14 protein-coding genes and 1 pseudogene are annotated in these 17,076 nt (G+C 52.2%); 11 read left to right on the top strand and 4 right to left on the bottom strand.

All coding sequences use genetic code 11. The features are described from left to right. Positions 1-35: 35 nt before the first annotated feature. The 10 genes from atpG (at position 36) to phoU (ending at position 11,464) form a co-directional block, all read left to right on the top strand. Positions 36-899: a F0F1 ATP synthase subunit gamma gene (gene atpG / locus GBC03_04465; GenBank protein QFS69518.1), complete on the top strand. Its 864-nt coding sequence runs from the start codon at positions 36-38 to the stop codon at positions 897-899. A gap of 26 nt (positions 900-925) precedes the next feature. Then, positions 926-2,308: a F0F1 ATP synthase subunit beta gene (gene atpD, locus GBC03_04460; GenBank protein ID QFS69517.1), complete on the top strand. Its 1,383-nt coding sequence runs from the start codon at positions 926-928 to the stop codon at positions 2,306-2,308. A 20-nt stretch (positions 2,309-2,328) separates the two neighbouring features. Continuing rightward, a complete protein-coding gene (gene atpC / locus GBC03_04455) occupies positions 2,329-2,748 on the top strand; it encodes a F0F1 ATP synthase subunit epsilon (GenBank protein ID QFS69516.1) in 420 nt (139 codons plus the stop codon). 310 nt (positions 2,749-3,058) lie between these two features. Next, positions 3,059-4,429: a bifunctional UDP-N-acetylglucosamine diphosphorylase/glucosamine-1-phosphate N-acetyltransferase GlmU gene (glmU, locus tag GBC03_04450; GenBank protein ID QFS69515.1), complete on the top strand. Its 1,371-nt coding sequence runs from the start codon at positions 3,059-3,061 to the stop codon at positions 4,427-4,429. Between the two features lie 228 nt (positions 4,430-4,657). Then, complete coding sequence (gene glmS, locus GBC03_04445) at positions 4,658-6,487, top strand: glutamine--fructose-6-phosphate transaminase (isomerizing) (GenBank protein ID QFS69514.1); 1,830 nt, start codon at positions 4,658-4,660, stop codon at positions 6,485-6,487. A gap of 318 nt (positions 6,488-6,805) precedes the next feature. After that, the gene (pstS, locus tag GBC03_04440; GenBank protein ID QFS69513.1) at positions 6,806-7,846 is read left to right on the top strand and encodes a phosphate ABC transporter substrate-binding protein PstS; all 1,041 of its coding nucleotides are present in this window, start codon (positions 6,806-6,808) and stop codon (positions 7,844-7,846) included. 144 nt (positions 7,847-7,990) lie between these two features. Continuing rightward, the gene (pstC, locus tag GBC03_04435; protein QFS69512.1) at positions 7,991-8,950 is read left to right on the top strand and encodes a phosphate ABC transporter permease PstC; all 960 of its coding nucleotides are present in this window, start codon (positions 7,991-7,993) and stop codon (positions 8,948-8,950) included. Further along, positions 8,950-9,840, top strand: a complete 891-nt coding sequence (gene pstA, locus GBC03_04430) for a phosphate ABC transporter permease PstA (GenBank protein QFS69511.1) — start codon at positions 8,950-8,952, stop codon at positions 9,838-9,840. The genes pstC and pstA overlap by 1 nt, the downstream gene beginning before the upstream one ends. Before the next feature lie 100 nt (positions 9,841-9,940). Beyond that, positions 9,941-10,714 (top strand): phosphate ABC transporter ATP-binding protein PstB, encoded by a 774-nt coding sequence (pstB, locus tag GBC03_04425; protein QFS69510.1) that lies wholly within the window; start codon positions 9,941-9,943, stop codon positions 10,712-10,714. A 24-nt stretch (positions 10,715-10,738) separates the two neighbouring features. Further along, complete coding sequence (phoU, locus tag GBC03_04420) at positions 10,739-11,464, top strand: phosphate signaling complex protein PhoU (GenBank protein QFS73912.1); 726 nt, start codon at positions 10,739-10,741, stop codon at positions 11,462-11,464. A 90-nt stretch (positions 11,465-11,554) separates the two neighbouring features. On the opposite strand, the gene yieH is transcribed toward phoU, so the two are convergent. After that, positions 11,555-12,220, bottom strand: a complete 666-nt coding sequence (gene yieH, locus GBC03_04415; protein QFS69509.1) for a 6-phosphogluconate phosphatase — start codon at positions 12,218-12,220, stop codon at positions 11,555-11,557. A gap of 166 nt (positions 12,221-12,386) precedes the next feature. Here yieH and GBC03_04410 point away from each other — a divergent pair, with 166 nt between their 5' ends. Continuing rightward, on the top strand, positions 12,387-13,724 hold the full coding sequence (locus tag GBC03_04410; GenBank protein ID QFS69508.1) for an NCS2 family permease: 1,338 nt from the start codon (positions 12,387-12,389) through the stop codon (positions 13,722-13,724). Positions 13,725-13,912: 188 nt separating this feature from the next. Here GBC03_04410 and GBC03_04405 read toward each other — a convergent pair whose 3' ends face one another. The 3 genes and pseudogenes from GBC03_04405 to tnaB form a co-directional block, all read right to left on the bottom strand. Then, on the bottom strand, positions 13,913-14,479 hold the full coding sequence (locus GBC03_04405) for a hypothetical protein (GenBank protein QFS69507.1): 567 nt from the start codon (positions 14,477-14,479) through the stop codon (positions 13,913-13,915). A 10-nt stretch (positions 14,480-14,489) separates the two neighbouring features. Continuing rightward, a pseudogene (locus GBC03_04400) lies at positions 14,490-15,240 on the bottom strand (hypothetical protein). Between the two features lie 510 nt (positions 15,241-15,750). Next, complete coding sequence (tnaB, locus tag GBC03_04395; GenBank protein ID QFS69506.1) at positions 15,751-17,001, bottom strand: low affinity tryptophan permease TnaB; 1,251 nt, start codon at positions 16,999-17,001, stop codon at positions 15,751-15,753. Positions 17,002-17,076 lie beyond the last annotated feature (75 nt).

The raw sequence follows: 17,076 nt of genomic DNA, 5'->3' as shown, positions 1-17,076 counted from the left end.
CTTAGGACAGGCCGCAAGGCATTGAGGAGAAGCTCATGGCCGGCGCAAAAGAGATACGTAGTAAGATCGCAAGCGTCCAGAACACGCAGAAGATCACTAAAGCGATGGAGATGGTCGCCGCTTCCAAAATGCGTAAATCGCAGGATCGCATGGCGGCCAGCCGTCCTTATGCAGAGACCATGCGCAAAGTGATTGGTCACCTTGCGAATGGTAATCTGGAATATAAGCACCCGTACCTGGAAGAACGCGACGTTAAACGCGTGGGCTACCTGGTGGTGTCGACTGACCGTGGTCTGTGCGGTGGCTTGAACATTAACCTGTTCAAAAAGCTGCTGGCGGATATGAAAACATGGTCCGATAAAGGCGTTCAGTGCGATATCGCAATGATCGGCTCTAAGGGCGTGTCTTTCTTTAATTCCGTTGGTGGTAACGTGGTTGCTCAGGTAACCGGTATGGGGGATAACCCTTCCCTGTCCGAACTGATCGGTCCGGTTAAAGTGATGCTGCAGGCCTACGATGAAGGTCGTCTGGACAGACTGTACGTTGTCAGCAACAAATTTATCAACACCATGTCTCAGGTTCCGACTCTCACTCAACTGCTGCCATTACCGGCATCAGAAGATGAAGAGTTAAAACAAAAAGCCTGGGATTACCTGTATGAACCCGATCCGAAACCGCTGCTGGATACCCTGCTGCGTCGTTACGTTGAGTCTCAGGTTTATCAGGGCGTGGTAGAAAACCTGGCCAGCGAGCAGGCCGCACGTATGGTGGCGATGAAAGCCGCGACCGACAATGGCGGCAGCCTGATTAAAGAGCTGCAGTTGGTATACAACAAAGCTCGTCAGGCCAGCATTACTCAGGAACTCACCGAAATCGTCGGTGGTGCATCCGCGGTATAACCAGGTTAATTCGTAGAGGATTCAAGATGGCTACTGGAAAAATTGTCCAGGTAATCGGCGCCGTGGTTGACGTCGAATTCCCTCAGGATGCCGTACCGCGCGTGTACGATGCTCTTGAGGTTATGAATGGTAAAGAGAGTCTGGTGCTGGAAGTTCAGCAGCAGCTCGGCGGCGGTATCGTACGTACCATCGCAATGGGTTCTTCCGACGGTCTGCGTCGTGGTCTGGAAGTGAAAGACCTCGAGCACCCGATCGAAGTCCCGGTAGGTAAAGCAACCCTGGGTCGTATCATGAACGTCCTGGGTCACCCGATCGACATGAAAGGCGATATCGGTGAAGAAGAGCGTTGGGCTATCCACCGCGCAGCGCCGTCCTATGAAGAGCTGTCCAGCTCTCAGGAACTGCTGGAAACCGGTATCAAAGTTATCGACTTGATGTGTCCGTTTGCGAAGGGCGGTAAAGTCGGTCTGTTCGGTGGTGCGGGTGTAGGTAAAACCGTAAACATGATGGAGCTCATCCGTAACATCGCGATCGAGCACTCCGGTTACTCTGTGTTTGCGGGCGTAGGTGAACGTACTCGTGAGGGTAACGACTTCTACCACGAAATGACCGACTCCAACGTTCTGGATAAAGTATCCCTGGTATATGGCCAGATGAACGAGCCGCCGGGAAACCGTCTGCGCGTTGCGCTGACCGGTCTGACCATGGCAGAGAAATTCCGTGACGAAGGTCGTGACGTACTGCTGTTTGTCGATAACATCTATCGTTACACCCTGGCCGGTACGGAAGTTTCCGCACTGCTGGGCCGTATGCCATCAGCGGTAGGTTACCAGCCGACCCTGGCGGAAGAGATGGGTGTTCTGCAGGAACGTATCACCTCTACCAAAACCGGTTCTATTACCTCCGTTCAGGCGGTATATGTACCTGCGGATGACTTGACTGACCCGTCACCAGCCACCACCTTTGCTCACTTAGATGCAACCGTGGTACTGAGCCGTCAGATCGCGTCTCTGGGTATCTACCCGGCCGTTGACCCGCTGGATTCCACCAGCCGTCAGCTGGATCCACTGGTGGTTGGTCAGGAACACTACGACACCGCGCGTGGCGTACAGTCCCTGCTGCAACGTTATCAGGAACTGAAAGACATCATCGCCATCCTGGGTATGGATGAACTGTCTGAAGAAGACAAACTGGTGGTAGCACGTGCGCGTAAGATCCAGCGCTTCCTGTCCCAGCCGTTCTTCGTTGCGGAAGTATTCACCGGTTCTCCGGGTAAATACGTTTCCCTGAAAGACACCATCCGTGGCTTTAAAGGCATCATGGAAGGCGAGTATGACCACCTGCCAGAGCAGGCGTTCTACATGGTTGGTTCTATCGACGAAGCCGTAGAAAAAGCCAAAAAACTTTAACGCCTTAATCGGAGGGTGATATGGCAATGACTTACCACCTGGACGTCGTCAGCGCAGAGCAACAAATGTTCTCTGGTCTGGTCGAGAAAATCCAGGTAACGGGTAGTGAAGGTGAACTGGGGATTTTCCCTGGGCATGCCCCACTGCTCACCGCCATTAAGCCTGGTATGATCCGCATCGTTAAACAGTTCGGTCATGAAGAGTTTATCTACCTGTCTGGCGGCATTCTCGAAGTGCAACCTGGCAGCGTGACCGTACTGGCTGATACCGCGATTCGCGGGCAGGATCTCGATGAAGCGAGAGCCCTGGAAGCGAAACGTAAGGCTGAAGAGCATATTAAGAGCTCTCATGGTGACGTGGATTACGCTCAGGCATCAGCGGAACTGGCCAAAGCGATCGCGAAACTGCGCGTTATCGAGTTGACCAAAAAAGCGATGTAACACCGGGTTGAAAAACAAAAACCAGTCTGATTTCAGGCTGGTTTTTTTTTGCCTGCTATTTTTGTACTGTTGCGTCATCTTTCTTTATGGATCAAAAAAAGAGCAAAAACATTGGCCTGGCGTGTTAATCACGGTATCAGGTGACTTTTCAGAAGACAAAAGCCGCAGCAATGGACGAAAATGTCTCTATCTCCGTTGGGGAAAACTCGCGATTGTGCGTTTTATCCTCTGCCCATTTCACGATGAAAAAAATGTAGTATTTCAACGTGAAACGGTATAAATTCGTTCTCAAATTACAGTCAGGACGCGTATGTTGAATAAAGCGATGAGCGTAGTGATCCTTGCCGCAGGCAAAGGCACACGTATGTATTCCGATCTTCCAAAAGTACTGCATACCCTTGCCGGGAAATCGATGGTTCAGCATGTCATTGATGTTGCTAATGAATTAGGTTCATCACAGGTGCACCTCGTTTACGGCCACGGTGGCGAACTGCTTAAAAAAAGCCTGAAAGAAGACAACCTGAACTGGGTGTTGCAGGCGGAGCAGTTGGGCACAGGCCACGCTATGCAGCAGGCAGCGCCTTTCTTTGGCGATGATGAAGACATTTTAATGCTCTACGGCGACGTCCCGCTGATCTCGATTGAAACCTTACAGCGCCTGCGCGATGCTAAACCCCAGGGGGGGATTGGTCTGCTCACGGTTAAGCTGGACGATCCGAGCGGCTATGGTCGTATCACGCGTGAAAATGGCAAAGTGACCGGTATCGTTGAGCATAAAGATGCCAGCGATGAACAGCGTCAGATCCAGGAAATCAATACCGGGATACTGATTGCAAACGGCGCTGACATGAAGCGCTGGCTGTCTAAACTGACCAATAACAATGCACAGGGTGAATACTACATCACCGATATCATTGCGCTGGCTTATCAGGAAGGTCGTGAAATCGCGGCAGTTCATCCCGATCGTCTGAGTGAAGTTGAAGGTGTAAACAACCGTCTGCAACTTTCCCGTCTGGAACGCGTTTATCAGTCCGAGCAAGCGGAAAAACTGCTGCTGGCGGGCGTGATGCTGCGCGATCCGGCGCGTTTTGACCTGCGCGGTACGCTCGCTCACGGGCGAGATGTCGAAATTGATACTAACGTTATCATCGAAGGTCACGTCACGCTTGGTCATCGCGTGAAGATTGGGACGGGTTGCGTCATTAAAAACAGCGTCATTGGCGATGACTGTGAAATCAGTCCGTACAGCGTGGTGGAAGATGCCCATCTGGACGCGGCATGCACTATTGGGCCGTTCGCTCGTTTGCGTCCTGGTGCACAGCTGATGGAAGGTGCTCACGTGGGCAACTTCGTTGAGATGAAGAAAGCGCGTCTCGGTAAAGGCTCGAAAGCCGGTCACCTGACCTATCTGGGCGATGCGGAAATTGGCGATAACGTGAATATTGGCGCAGGTACGATCACCTGCAACTACGATGGCGCGAACAAGTTTAAAACCATCATTGGCGATGATGTGTTTGTCGGATCCGATACCCAGCTGGTGGCACCGGTGACCGTGGGTAATGGGGTGACCATTGCAGCGGGGACCACCGTCACCCGTGACGTCGCTGATAATGAACTGGTCATCAGCCGTGTGCCACAGGTGCATAAGCAGGGCTGGAAGCGTCCGGTGAAGAAAAAGTAACAATAAGGCGGGTGGCGCTACGCTTACCCGCCCTACGATTGAGTAGGCCTGATAAGGCGTAGCCGTCATCAGGCAAACCCGGGAGAGGAAGTAAACATATACCTCCCGCCCAAAAGCAGTACCTATAAAAATAACCCCACTCTCTACAAGGCTCGGGGCGCCCGAAAAACGGGCATACAGGTCGAAAGACAACGACAGGCATAATGCCTTGATTCGGAATAAAAAAATATGTGTGGAATTGTTGGCGCTATCGCGCAACGTGATGTAGCTGAAATCCTTCTTGAAGGTTTACGTCGTCTGGAATACCGCGGTTACGACTCTGCTGGTCTGGCCGTGGTGGACGCAGAAGGGCATATGACCCGTCTGCGTCGTCTGGGTAAAGTACAGATGCTGTCTCAGGCTGCGGAAGAACATCCGCTGCACGGTGGCACCGGTATTGCTCACACCCGTTGGGCTACGCATGGCGAACCTTCGGAAGCAAACGCGCATCCGCATGTTTCTGAACACATTGTGGTGGTGCATAACGGCATCATCGAAAACCATGAACCGCTGCGTGAAGAACTGAAAGCGCGCGGCTATACCTTCGTTTCAGAAACAGACACCGAAGTGATTGCTCACTTAGTGCACTGGGAACTGGAACAGGGCGGTACACTGCGTGATGCCGTGCTGCGCACCATCCCGCAACTGCGCGGTGCGTACGGTACGGTTATCATGGATACCCGTCATCCGGATACGTTGCTGGCTGCGCGTTCGGGTAGTCCGCTGGTTATCGGTCTGGGTATGGGCGAGAACTTTATCGCCTCCGATCAGTTGGCGCTGCTGCCGGTAACCCGTCGCTTTATCTTCCTTGAAGAAGGCGATATTGCGGAAGTGACCCGTCGTTCTGTCGCGATTTTTGATAAAACTGGCGCGGACGTGAAACGTCAGGACATTGAATCTAATCTGCAATATGACGCGGGTGATAAAGGTATCTATCGCCACTACATGCAGAAAGAGATCTACGAACAGCCGAACGCGATTAAAAACACTCTGACCGGGCGCATTAGCCACGGCGAAGTAGATTTAAGCGAACTTGGATCGAAGGCCAACGAGCTGTTGTCTCAGGTTGAGCATATCCAGATCATCGCGTGTGGGACGTCCTATAACTCCGGGATGGTTTCTCGCTACTGGTTTGAATCGCTGGCCGGTATTCCGTGCGACGTTGAAATCGCCTCAGAATTCCGTTACCGCAAATCAGCAGTACGCCGTAACAGCCTGATGATCACCCTGTCTCAGTCTGGCGAAACGGCAGATACGCTGGCTGGCCTGCGTTTGTCGAAAGAGCTGGGCTATCTGGGCTCGCTCGCCATCTGTAACGTTCCGGGATCTTCTCTGGTGCGTGAATCGGATCTGGCGATGATGACCAACGCCGGCACGGAAATCGGCGTGGCGTCAACGAAAGCGTTTACCACTCAGTTAACCGTTCTGCTGATGCTGGTGGCGAAACTGGCGCGCCTGAAAGGTCTGGATGCGTCCATTGAGCATGACATCGTTCATGGTCTGCAGGCGCTGCCGAGCCGTATCGAGCAAATGCTTTCTCAGGACAAGCGCATTGAAGCGTTGGCTGAAGATTTCTCTGACAAACATCACGCTCTGTTCCTGGGCCGTGGCGATCAGTATCCGATCGCGCTGGAAGGCGCGTTGAAGCTGAAAGAGATCTCCTACATTCACGCAGAAGCCTATGCGGCAGGTGAGCTGAAACACGGCCCACTGGCGCTGATTGATGCCGATATGCCGGTTATCGTTGTTGCCCCGAACAACGAACTGCTGGAAAAACTGAAGTCCAACATCGAAGAAGTGCGCGCCCGTGGTGGCCAGCTGTATGTCTTCGCCGATCAGGACGCCGGTTTTGCCAGCAGCGACAATATGCATATCATTGAGATGCCGCATGTAGAAGAGGTGATTGCACCGATCTTCTACACCGTGCCGCTACAACTGCTGGCCTATCACGTGGCGCTGATTAAAGGCACCGACGTAGATCAGCCGCGTAACCTGGCTAAATCGGTTACCGTCGAGTAAAACGTTCATGCCCTGCGAAAGCGGGGCATTTTTTTCACTTCCGCTCTGTTTTTAATCAATTCTCCTGCCGTTTTAATGTGACAAATCGTCATCTTCAGCTACTTTTTTCAGTGTCACAGAAATAAAATTTTCCTGAAAAGCTATTGTCATAGTGTTAGTTAACTTTATGATAAATAGTAAAAAAATGATTTATATTTAACTTAAATTTTCATTGTCATAAAACTGTCATATTTCGTACATTTAACTGTCACCTGTTTGTCCTATTTTGCTCATCGTAGCCACTTAACAATGATTTACGAAAATCTTGCAGGAGACATTATGAAAGTTATGCGTACCACTGTCGCAACTGTTGTCGCCGCGACCTTATCTATGAGCGCTTTCTCTGCGTTAGCAGCAGCAAGTCTGACAGGTGCAGGTGCAACTTTTCCTGCGCCGGTGTATGCCAAATGGGCTGATACTTATCAGAAAGAGACCGGTAGTAAAGTCAACTACCAGGGTATCGGCTCCTCCGGTGGTGTTAAACAAATTACAGCGAATACCGTTGATTTCGGTGCCTCTGATGCGCCGCTGTCTGACGAAAAACTGAATCAGGAAGGCCTGTTCCAGTTCCCGACCGTTATTGGCGGCGTGGTACTGGCGGTGAACATCCCGGGTCTGAAGTCTGGCGAACTGGTGCTGGATGGTAAAACGCTGGGTGACATCTACCTGGGTAAAATTAAGAAGTGGGATGATGAAGCCATCACCAAACTGAACCCGGGCGTGAAATTGCCTTCTCAGAACATCGCCGTCGTGCGTCGTGCTGATGGTTCCGGTACCTCCTTCGTCTTCACCAGCTATCTGGCAAAAGTCAACGAAGAGTGGAAGACCAAAGTGGGCGCAGGCTCTACCGTTAACTGGCCGACAGGCCTCGGCGGTAAAGGTAACGACGGTATCGCCGCGTTCGTACAGCGTCTGCCAGGCTCCATCGGTTACGTTGAATACGCTTACGCTAAGCAGAACAACCTGGCGTATACCAAGCTGATTTCAGCTGATGGCAAACCGGTTAGCCCGACCGAAGAGAACTTCGCCAACGCCGCGAAAGGTGCTGACTGGAGCAAATCCTTCGCGCAGGATCTGACGAACCAGAAAGGTGACGGTGCGTGGCCAATTACTTCCACCACTTTCATCCTGGTTCACAAAGAGCAGAAGAAACCTGAGCAGGGTGCTGAAGTGCTGAAATTCTTCGACTGGGCATACAAAAATGGCGGCAAACAGGCTAATGACCTGGATTACGCCAGCCTGCCGGACAGCGTGGTTGAGCAGATCCGTGCGGCATGGAAGACCAATGTGAAAGACAGCAGCGGTAAAGCGCTGTACTAACAGAATATCTTTGACGAATTGGCGGATGGCGCTACGCTTATCCGCCCTACAGTTGTGAATGTAGGTCCGCTTTGTAGGCCGGATAAGCGTAGCGCCATCCGGCTGGGGCAACTTCGTAAACGCGTTTAATGGAAAGAGTGATTTATGGCTGCAACCAAGCCTGCTTTTAACCCGCCGGGTAAAAAGGGTGACAAAATCTTCAGCGCGCTGGTAAAACTGGCTGCGCTGATTGTGCTATTGATGTTGGGTGGCATTATTGTCTCTCTGATCATCTCCTCCTGGCCCAGCATTGAGAAATTTGGTTTCTCATTCCTCTGGACGAAAGACTGGGACGCGCCAAACGACATCTACGGTGCGCTGGTACCGATCTACGGTACGCTGGTCACCTCCTTTATCGCACTGCTGATCGCCGTTCCGGTGAGCTTCGGCATTGCCCTGTTTTTGACGGAACTTGCGCCTGGCTGGCTGCGTCGCCCGCTGGGCATCGCAATTGAACTGCTGGCGGCTATCCCGAGTATCGTATACGGCATGTGGGGCCTGTTTATCTTTGCGCCGTTGTTTGCGACTTATTTCCAGGAACCGGTCGGGAATATCCTTTCCAACATTCCGTTTGTTGGCGCGCTGTTCTCCGGCCCGGCGTTTGGTATCGGTATTCTGGCGGCAGGGGTGATCCTCGCCATCATGATAATTCCCTACATTGCGGCGGTAATGCGTGATGTGTTCGAACAAACGCCGGTGATGATGAAAGAGTCTGCCTACGGTATCGGCTGCACCACCTGGGAGGTTATCTGGCGCATCGTACTGCCGTTCACCAAAAATGGGGTGATTGGCGGCATCATGCTGGGGCTGGGTCGTGCTCTGGGTGAAACGATGGCGGTCACCTTTATCATCGGTAATACCTACCAGCTCGACAGCGCGTCGCTGTATATGCCTGGTAACAGCATTACCTCGGCGCTGGCGAATGAATTTGCGGAAGCGGAATCCGGTCTGCACGTTGCGGCGTTGATGGAACTGGGGCTGATTCTGTTTGTGATTACCTTCATCGTGCTGGCAGCGTCTAAGTTTATGATTTTGCGCCTTGCGAAGAACGAGGGGGCACGCTAATGGCTACGCTTGAAATGCAAACCACCGCAGCGCTGGCGGAATCCCGCCGCAAAATGCAGGCGCGTCGCCGGATGAAAAACCGTATCGCGCTGACGCTCTCAATGGCGACGATGGCGTTTGGCCTGTTCTGGCTCGTCTGGATACTGATGTCCACGATTACCCGCGGTATCGACGGAATGTCGCTGGCGCTGTTCACCGAAATGACGCCGCCGCCGAACACGACGGGTGGCGGTCTGGCGAATGCCCTGGCGGGCAGTGGTTTGTTGATCCTCTGGGCGACCGTGTTTGGTACGCCGTTGGGCATCATGGCCGGGATTTATCTGGCGGAATATGGTCGTAAATCGTGGCTGGCGGAAGTGATTCGTTTCATCAACGATATTCTGCTTTCCGCCCCGTCTATTGTGGTTGGTCTGTTCGTGTACACCATCGTGGTGGCGCAGATGGAGCATTTCTCCGGCTGGGCGGGCGTAATCGCGCTGGCGCTGCTGCAGGTGCCTATCGTGATTCGAACCACCGAGAACATGTTGAAACTGGTGCCGGACAGCCTGCGTGAAGCGGCTTATGCGCTGGGGACGCCGAAGTGGAAAATGATCTCCGCGATTACGTTGAAAGCGTCTGTTTCCGGGATTATGACCGGTATCCTGCTGGCGATTGCGCGTATCGCGGGTGAAACCGCCCCGCTGCTGTTTACTGCGCTCTCCAACCAGTTCTGGAGTACCGACATGATGCAGCCGATCGCCAACCTGCCGGTCACCATCTTTAAATTTGCGATGAGCCCGTTTGCTGAATGGCAGCAACTGGCGTGGGCCGGGGTGCTGATCATTACGCTGTGCGTACTGCTGCTGAACATTCTGGCACGCGTTATTTTCGCCAAGAGTAAACACGGTTAAAAACTGCCGGATGGCGGCACAAATGCCTTATCCGGCCTACCTCTTCGTAGGCCTGATAAGCGCAGCGCCATCAGGCATGATGAATAAGGAATAGATTGAAATGAGTATGGTTGATACTGCTCCGGGTAAGATTCAGGTTCGTGATTTGAACTTCTACTACGGCAAATTCCATGCCCTGAAGAACATCAACCTGGATATCGCGAAGAATCAGGTGACGGCGTTTATCGGGCCCTCTGGCTGCGGTAAATCGACGCTGCTGCGTACGTTCAACAAGATGTTTGAACTGTATCCGGAACAGCGTGCGGAAGGTGAAATTCTGCTGGATGGTGACAATATCCTCACCAACACCCAGGATATCGCTCTGCTGCGTGCCAAAGTTGGGATGGTATTCCAGAAGCCGACGCCGTTCCCGATGTCTATCTACGACAACATCGCTTTTGGCGTGCGTCTGTTTGAGAAGCTGTCCCGTGCGGATATGGATGAGCGCGTGCAGTGGGCGTTGACCAAGGCCGCACTGTGGAATGAAACCAAAGATAAATTGCACCAGAGCGGGTACTCTCTCTCCGGTGGTCAGCAGCAGCGTCTGTGCATCGCGCGGGGTATCGCCATTCGCCCGGAAGTCTTGCTGCTGGATGAGCCATGTTCAGCGCTGGATCCTATCTCAACGGGTCGTATCGAAGAGCTGATTACTGAGCTGAAACAGGATTACACCGTGGTGATCGTGACCCACAACATGCAGCAGGCTGCGCGTTGTTCCGACCATACGGCGTTTATGTACCTGGGCGAGTTGATTGAGTTCAGCAACACGGACGACCTGTTCACTAAGCCCGCGAAGAAACAAACCGAAGATTACATTACTGGCCGCTACGGTTGATATGCCCGGGCATCTGGAGAAATGATGGACAATTTAAACCTTAATAAACACATTTCCGGTCAGTTCAACGCCGAACTGGAAAGCATCCGCACTCAGGTAATGACGATGGGCGGCATGGTTGAGCAGCAGCTTTCTGATGCTATTACCGCGATGCACAATCAGGACAGCGAGCTGGCGAAACGCGTTGTTGATGGCGATAAGCACGTCAACATGATGGAAGTGGCGATCGATGAAGCCTGTGTTCGCATCATCGCCAAGCGTCAGCCCACGGCGAGCGACCTGCGTCTGGTGATGGCTATCATCAAAACCATCGCCGAGCTGGAGCGTATTGGCGACGTGGCGGATAAAATTTGTCGTACTGCGCTGGAGAAATTCTCCCAGCAGCACCAGCCGCTGTTGGTGAGCCTGGAGTCACTGGGTCGTCATACCATACAGATGCTGCACGACGTGCTGGATGCGTTTGCGCGTATGGATCTGGACGAAGCGGTTCGTATCTACCGTGAAGACAAGAAAGTTGACCAGGAATACGAAGGGATCGTACGTCAACTGATGACCTATATGATGGAAGATTCGCGTACGATTCCCAGCGTGCTGACCGCGTTGTTCTGCGCACGCTCTATTGAGCGTATTGGCGACCGCTGCCAGAATATCTGCGAATACATTTTTTACTTCGTGAAGGGTCAGGATTTCCGCCACGTGGGTGGCGATGAGCTGGATAAGCTGCTGGCGGGTAAAGATCCGAAAGAGTGATTTTTTTGGCGGGTGGCGCTTCGCTTACCCGCCCTACAAAACCATGGATCCTGTAGGCCGGATAAGCGCGAACGCCATCCGGCTTTTTTATTATCGCGTAATATTCCACCCGCGCGCCTTCCACAACGCTGGCAACTGTTCCAGGCTGGTAAAGGTTGTCACTTTCGGATGATCGATCGGTTTGTTATGCGGATCGGCGCAGAAGTAGAACACTTCCATTCCTGCATCAATTCCTGACTGTGCACCCGCAGAAGAGTCGTCTACCAGAATGCAGTTCTGTGCGTTAACGTTCATGGCTTTTGCCGCATGGAACATCAGCGCCGGATCGGGCTTCCAGCGTTGAATATCGTAACCGCTGTACAGCTTGTCCGGGAAATGGTGCAGCATGCCCAGTTTACCCAGCGAGTGCTGCATTTTGCTGACCGGACCGTTAGAGACCACGCACATCGGCACCGTCATGCTGTCCAGCAGTGTATTCGCACCAGGGATCACTTCCAGCTCTGAGTCGAACAGGCGTGCGACCTCGGCGCGGTAGACGGGTTCTAAGTCGGCTTTTGCCAACGTCACCCCATGTTCCTCATTTATGATATCAATGATTTCGTAGAGTTTTACGCCCTTAAAGCGTTTAAAAGTTTCTTCGAGATCGAGGGTGATACCGAATTCCTGGAACATTGCGACATACGCGCGGGAACAGATCACTTCACTGTCGACCAGCGTACCGTCACAGTCGAAAAATACCGCTTCAATTCCGGACATGCCTTTCCCTTTTCACTAGTTTAACGTTTACGTACTGCCTGATTGTGCAACGCAATCGTTGCCGTATAAGCAAATGCAATGAAAAAAACATCTCACAATCACCCCCTATTGTCGCATTTTGGTATAGGATAGCGACGAATTTTCCCTCCTTGTTTGGAAATTGATAATGAGTCAACAACACACAACCCAGACGTCTGGTCAGGGGATGCTGGAACGCGTGTTTAAACTGCGCGAACATGGCACGACGGCACGGACCGAAGTGATAGCCGGTTTTACCACCTTCCTGACGATGGTTTACATCGTTTTTGTTAACCCGCAAATTCTGGGCGTGGCTGGCATGGACACCAGCGCCGTCTTTGTGACCACCTGTCTGATTGCCGCGTTTGGCAGCATTTTGATGGGTCTGTTTGCTAATCTGCCGGTGGCGCTGGCGCCCGCGATGGGGCTGAATGCGTTCTTTGCCTTCGTTGTGGTCGGCGCGATGGGTCTGTCGTGGCAGGTCGGTATGGGGGCGATTTTCTGGGGCGCCGTCGGTCTGCTGCTGCTGACTATCTTCCGCGTGCGTTACTGGATGATTGCCAATATTCCGGTCAGTCTGCGTGTGGGTATTACCAGTGGTATCGGTTTATTCATCGGCATGATGGGTCTGAAAAACGCAGGCGTGATCGTCGCGAATCCTGAAACGCTGGTGAGCATCGGTAATCTGACCTCCCACAGCGTACTGTTGGGCGTGCTCGGTTTCTTTATCATCGCTATCCTGGCGTCACGTAACATTCACGCTGCCGTGCTGGTGTCTATCATCGTCACCACGCTGTTGGGCTGGATGCTGGGTGATGTGCACTATAACGGTATTGTCTCTGCGCCGCCGAGCGTCTCGTCGGTGATTGGGCATGTCGATCTGGCAGGCTCGTTTAACATCGGTCTGGCTGGGGTGATTTTCTCTTTCATGCTGGTTAACCTGTTTGACTCCTCCGGGACACTGATCGGCGTGACTGACAAAGCCGGTCTGGCGGATGAAAAAGGGAAATTCCCGCGCATGAAACAGGCGCTGTTTGTTGATAGCGTCTCCTCCGTGACCGGGGCATTTATCGGTACCTCTTCCGTCACCGCTTATATCGAGTCCTCTTCCGGCGTTTCTGTCGGTGGGCGCACCGGCCTGACCGCTGTGATCGTGGGTTTGCTGTTCCTGTTGGTTATCTTCCTGTCGCCGCTGGCGGGGATGGTGCCGGGCTATGCGGCTGCAGGTGCGCTGATTTACGTTGGCGTGTTAATGACCTCCAGCCTGGCGCGCGTGAAGTGGGATGACCTTACTGAATCTGTGCCGGCGTTTATCACTGCCGTGATGATGCCATTCAGCTTCTCAATTACTGAAGGGATCGCGCTGGGCTTTATCTCTTACTGCGTGATGAAAATTGGTACCGGTCGTCTGCGCGATCTGAGCCCGTGCGTGGTGGTTGTGGCGCTGTTGTTTGTGCTGAAGATTGTGTTTATCGACGCACACTAACTTCTTGCCGTTGCCGTTGCCGTTGCCGGATGACGCTGCGCTTATCCGGCCTATAAATTGCGATCGTAGGCCGGATGGTTTTACGCCTTCACGCGCTGGATGTAGTTTGTGGTGTCAGGTAGCGCTACGCCTACCTGACCTACAGGAGAGTGTCGGCCCGGTAAGCGCTAGCGCCAGCGGGCTTTTTATTAGGCTTTAACCCGCTGGATATAGTCGCCAAACGCGGTGAGCTGGCCAGTCAGATGGTCCAGGGTACTCTGATCGATCACTTCACCCGTCTGCGGGTCCACTTTGTTCTGAATCACACCGCCCATAAATTCGGGCTTGTTCATCACCATCGCATCCAGGAAGACCAGAATCTGGCGCAGGTGATACTGGCAGCGTGCACCGCCAATCGCCCCCATTGAACTGGTCTGGATAAGCACCGGTTTGCCGGAAAGTGGCTGATCGGGCAGGCGCGACAGCCAGTCGATGGCGTTTTTCAGACCACCCGGCACCGAGTAGTTATATTCAGGAGTGACGATAACCACGCCATCGGCATTGCGAATTTGTTCAGCCAGTGCTTCGACGCTTGCCGGAAAACCTTCTTCCTGTTGCACGTCGGCATCGTAAAGTGGGATATCACCGATAGACGGTAACGCACTCACTTCCATCCCCGCCGGGGCTATTTTCGGCAGCGTACGGGCAACCATACCGTTAAATGAACCTTTGCGCAGGCTTCCCAGTAACGTAACAACATTCAACGTTTCAGACATGGTAACTCCATCAGTTATGCGTATAAGACGTCGCAGCAGATAATTGCGCGAATCGCATCAGACGACCCGTTGGCGCATTCGCACGGGTCTGGATATCAGGCAGGCTTTTCCAGCCCTGCTTACCATCAAACTCCCAAAGCTGAAGTTTATCAATGCCTGGTGTAACCGCAACCGACCATACCAGCAGGTCTTCGGCATCACAGATGGCTTCAATCTGGGTAACATGTGCACATTTCAGACGCCCGGCACCCGGTAGTAGCTGCAGCTCGCGCGGATCGTCATTGCGGACGTCCCCCGTCAGTTTCAGGACGCTCTGACGCAAGGTGATCATCTGTGCACGCGCTTCGTCCGGATCGTTTTGCTTGCTGATCCACAGATTTTCAATGCTGGAAAAGGCCGGGACCTCAACGGAATGGGGGCTGATGAATCCTCGGGTAGCGCGCTGGAGTTCCATATCCAGTCCACATTCCCCTTTCGGTTGTCAGCGTCACGCCGACCATATTGCCAGCATAGGCGATGGAAAAACTCGGCAAATTTTTATCGCGAAACGCCGGCTTACCTTTGGCTTTGTATACGATTTCCGGTAACTCGAGCGTGCCATACAGCATAAACATCAGCTCGGCGAGAAGGCCTCGGGATGCCAGAAAACGGGTCTGGCGATGTGTTGGCAGTCTTCGTGCTTCATGATGGCAGGATGACGGGAGACGCATAGAAATCAGGTGTCCCTCCGTCAGGATCCCTCTGGCAAAATGGGTCGCCATTTTTCTCTCCATGATTAATGGTCGTTGATAATGACGAGAGTAACATTTACTCGGTTTATAGACAGAGTAAATCGCCAAAAAGTACGACTGAATCAGCCTCCCTTACGCGCATTTACATTTCCTGGTGCATATTGGCTGTTTTTGCGTCAGGACCGGTCGTGATACAGGGCGTTGATGTTCTCTCTTAACCAGATGAATCTCGGGCTATGGCTGCTGCGGTTGTGCCAGAGTGGGGAAAAGGTATCAACCGTTTTTCCAGCACGCGGCATTGAATGGCAGAGGATGGGCGACAAGGGGGGCTTGGTGGAGTTGGTTATGGTGATGACAGTCGTGTGGATCAACTCGTGTTTCGCTAGAGAGGTATCCACAAAGGTGAGGATCACTGACACGTTTCCCCATGGTGAGTGAGAGGTGTCATGCATGGGCGGGCACGTCTCTTTCAAATAGCAATTTCCTGAAAGGACATACCGCCTTGAATGAGGCGGCATGTCAGCCTGGAGATACAGCGAGTTAACTGAATCGGGGTAAGAGGTGGAAGACGTTGCCAAACCAGCAAACAATGACTGCTACGCCGAACAGGATAACGATGGTTGGAATGATGAGGCCGCCCCAGACGGTAAACATTTTATTGGGAAATTTCTTCCGGGCTTTCAGAGCCAGTACCGCAGGGATGATCACCGCCCATATCGTTGCGCACAGCCCTGCACCGCCGATGCCATAGATAAAACCGTTCGGGAAGATTAAGTATAAAAGCGCCGGAGGCAGGAAGGTTAACAAGACGGTTTTAAAACGACCCACTGATGAATTGTCGAATTTGAACAGATCCGCAAGATAGTCAAATAGCCCCAAAGTCACGCCAAAAAAGGAGCTGGCAACGGCCAGGTTTGAAAAAACCAGCAGACAAAATTCGATGATTCCGCTTTGTCTGGTACCGAGGAATGACTTCACTAATGAGTCAACATTACCACCTGAGGCGATGATCTCACTGAAGCTTTCCCGTGAAATGTTACCCATGGTGCAATACAACCAGAATAGATAAATCACCAACGCCAGCAAAGAACCAAAGACAATGCTTTTTATTAATTTATCTTTTCTCTTGCCATAGCAGATGATCAGGCTGGGAATGTTTCCGTGAAAGCCAAATGATGCCAGACATACCGGTAGCGCCATAAAAATATAGGGGAAATAGGAGGCGTCGTTTTGGGCCTGGCCTGCCGTATCCCGCAATATAGAAAAATCGACCTGGAAGAAAAACGATCCAAAAACGATTATAAAAGAGATGATTTTAATTCCCAGGAACAGGGAGGTGATTCGGCTGGCTGCCAGTGAACTGATCCACAGCACGCTGGCGACAAAAATGGCGGTACAGATCCCGACAATTCTGGGGTTAACGCGATATCCCATATTCATTGAGATCGTTTCACTAATGATGGCACCATTTGCAGATATATAGGCGTAAGTGAGAATATAGAGAACAAAGGCGACTGTAAATCCACTCACAATGTTCCATTTATTGCCAATAAGATCTTTGGTGATAGTGTTAAAACTGGATCCGACGGGGTAATTTAAATTTGCCTCTAATAACAAGAGTCCAGAATGCAACATTGAAAACCAGGCGATGATTAAGATAAACGCCCCCCAAAAAAACCATGCACCCGACAAATCAACGGGGAGAGCAAACATCCCCCCGCCAATCACCGTGCCGGCTATAACCATAATTCCCCAAAAGGAGGAATGTTTAGCGTTCGAATTTTCTTCCATGATGCCTCATTAATTATAGTGAGCCTATAACCTTTTAATTATGCAACAATGTAAAGGAAGTGGATTTATCGCTGG

This window comes from Citrobacter telavivensis (assembly GCA_009363175.1).
GTDB classification, from domain to species: Bacteria; Pseudomonadota; Gammaproteobacteria; order Enterobacterales; family Enterobacteriaceae; genus Citrobacter_A; species Citrobacter_A telavivensis.
Note: the sequence above shows the minus strand (reverse complement) of the source record. Positions and strands in the feature narration are given on the sequence as shown.

Excerpts from the sequence above, each read along its gene's own strand:
- atpG (QFS69518.1), top strand. The coding sequence starts at position 36 with ATGGCCGGCGCAAAAGAGATACGTAGTAAGATCGCAAGCGTCCAGAAC.
- atpD (QFS69517.1), top strand. The coding sequence starts at position 926 with ATGGCTACTGGAAAAATTGTCCAGGTAATCGGCGCCGTGGTTGACGTC.
- atpC (QFS69516.1), top strand. The coding sequence starts at position 2,329 with ATGGCAATGACTTACCACCTGGACGTCGTCAGCGCAGAGCAACAAATG.
- glmU (QFS69515.1), top strand. The coding sequence starts at position 3,059 with ATGTTGAATAAAGCGATGAGCGTAGTGATCCTTGCCGCAGGCAAAGGC.
- glmS (QFS69514.1), top strand. The coding sequence starts at position 4,658 with ATGTGTGGAATTGTTGGCGCTATCGCGCAACGTGATGTAGCTGAAATC.
- pstS (QFS69513.1), top strand. The coding sequence starts at position 6,806 with ATGAAAGTTATGCGTACCACTGTCGCAACTGTTGTCGCCGCGACCTTA.
- pstC (QFS69512.1), top strand. The coding sequence starts at position 7,991 with ATGGCTGCAACCAAGCCTGCTTTTAACCCGCCGGGTAAAAAGGGTGAC.
- pstA (QFS69511.1), top strand. The coding sequence starts at position 8,950 with ATGGCTACGCTTGAAATGCAAACCACCGCAGCGCTGGCGGAATCCCGC.
- pstB (QFS69510.1), top strand. The coding sequence starts at position 9,941 with ATGAGTATGGTTGATACTGCTCCGGGTAAGATTCAGGTTCGTGATTTG.
- phoU (QFS73912.1), top strand. The coding sequence starts at position 10,739 with ATGGACAATTTAAACCTTAATAAACACATTTCCGGTCAGTTCAACGCC.
- yieH (QFS69509.1), bottom strand. The coding sequence starts at position 12,220 with ATGTCCGGAATTGAAGCGGTATTTTTCGACTGTGACGGTACGCTGGTC.
- GBC03_04410 (QFS69508.1), top strand. The coding sequence starts at position 12,387 with ATGAGTCAACAACACACAACCCAGACGTCTGGTCAGGGGATGCTGGAA.
- GBC03_04405 (QFS69507.1), bottom strand. The coding sequence starts at position 14,479 with ATGTCTGAAACGTTGAATGTTGTTACGTTACTGGGAAGCCTGCGCAAA.
- tnaB (QFS69506.1), bottom strand. The coding sequence starts at position 17,001 with ATGGAAGAAAATTCGAACGCTAAACATTCCTCCTTTTGGGGAATTATG.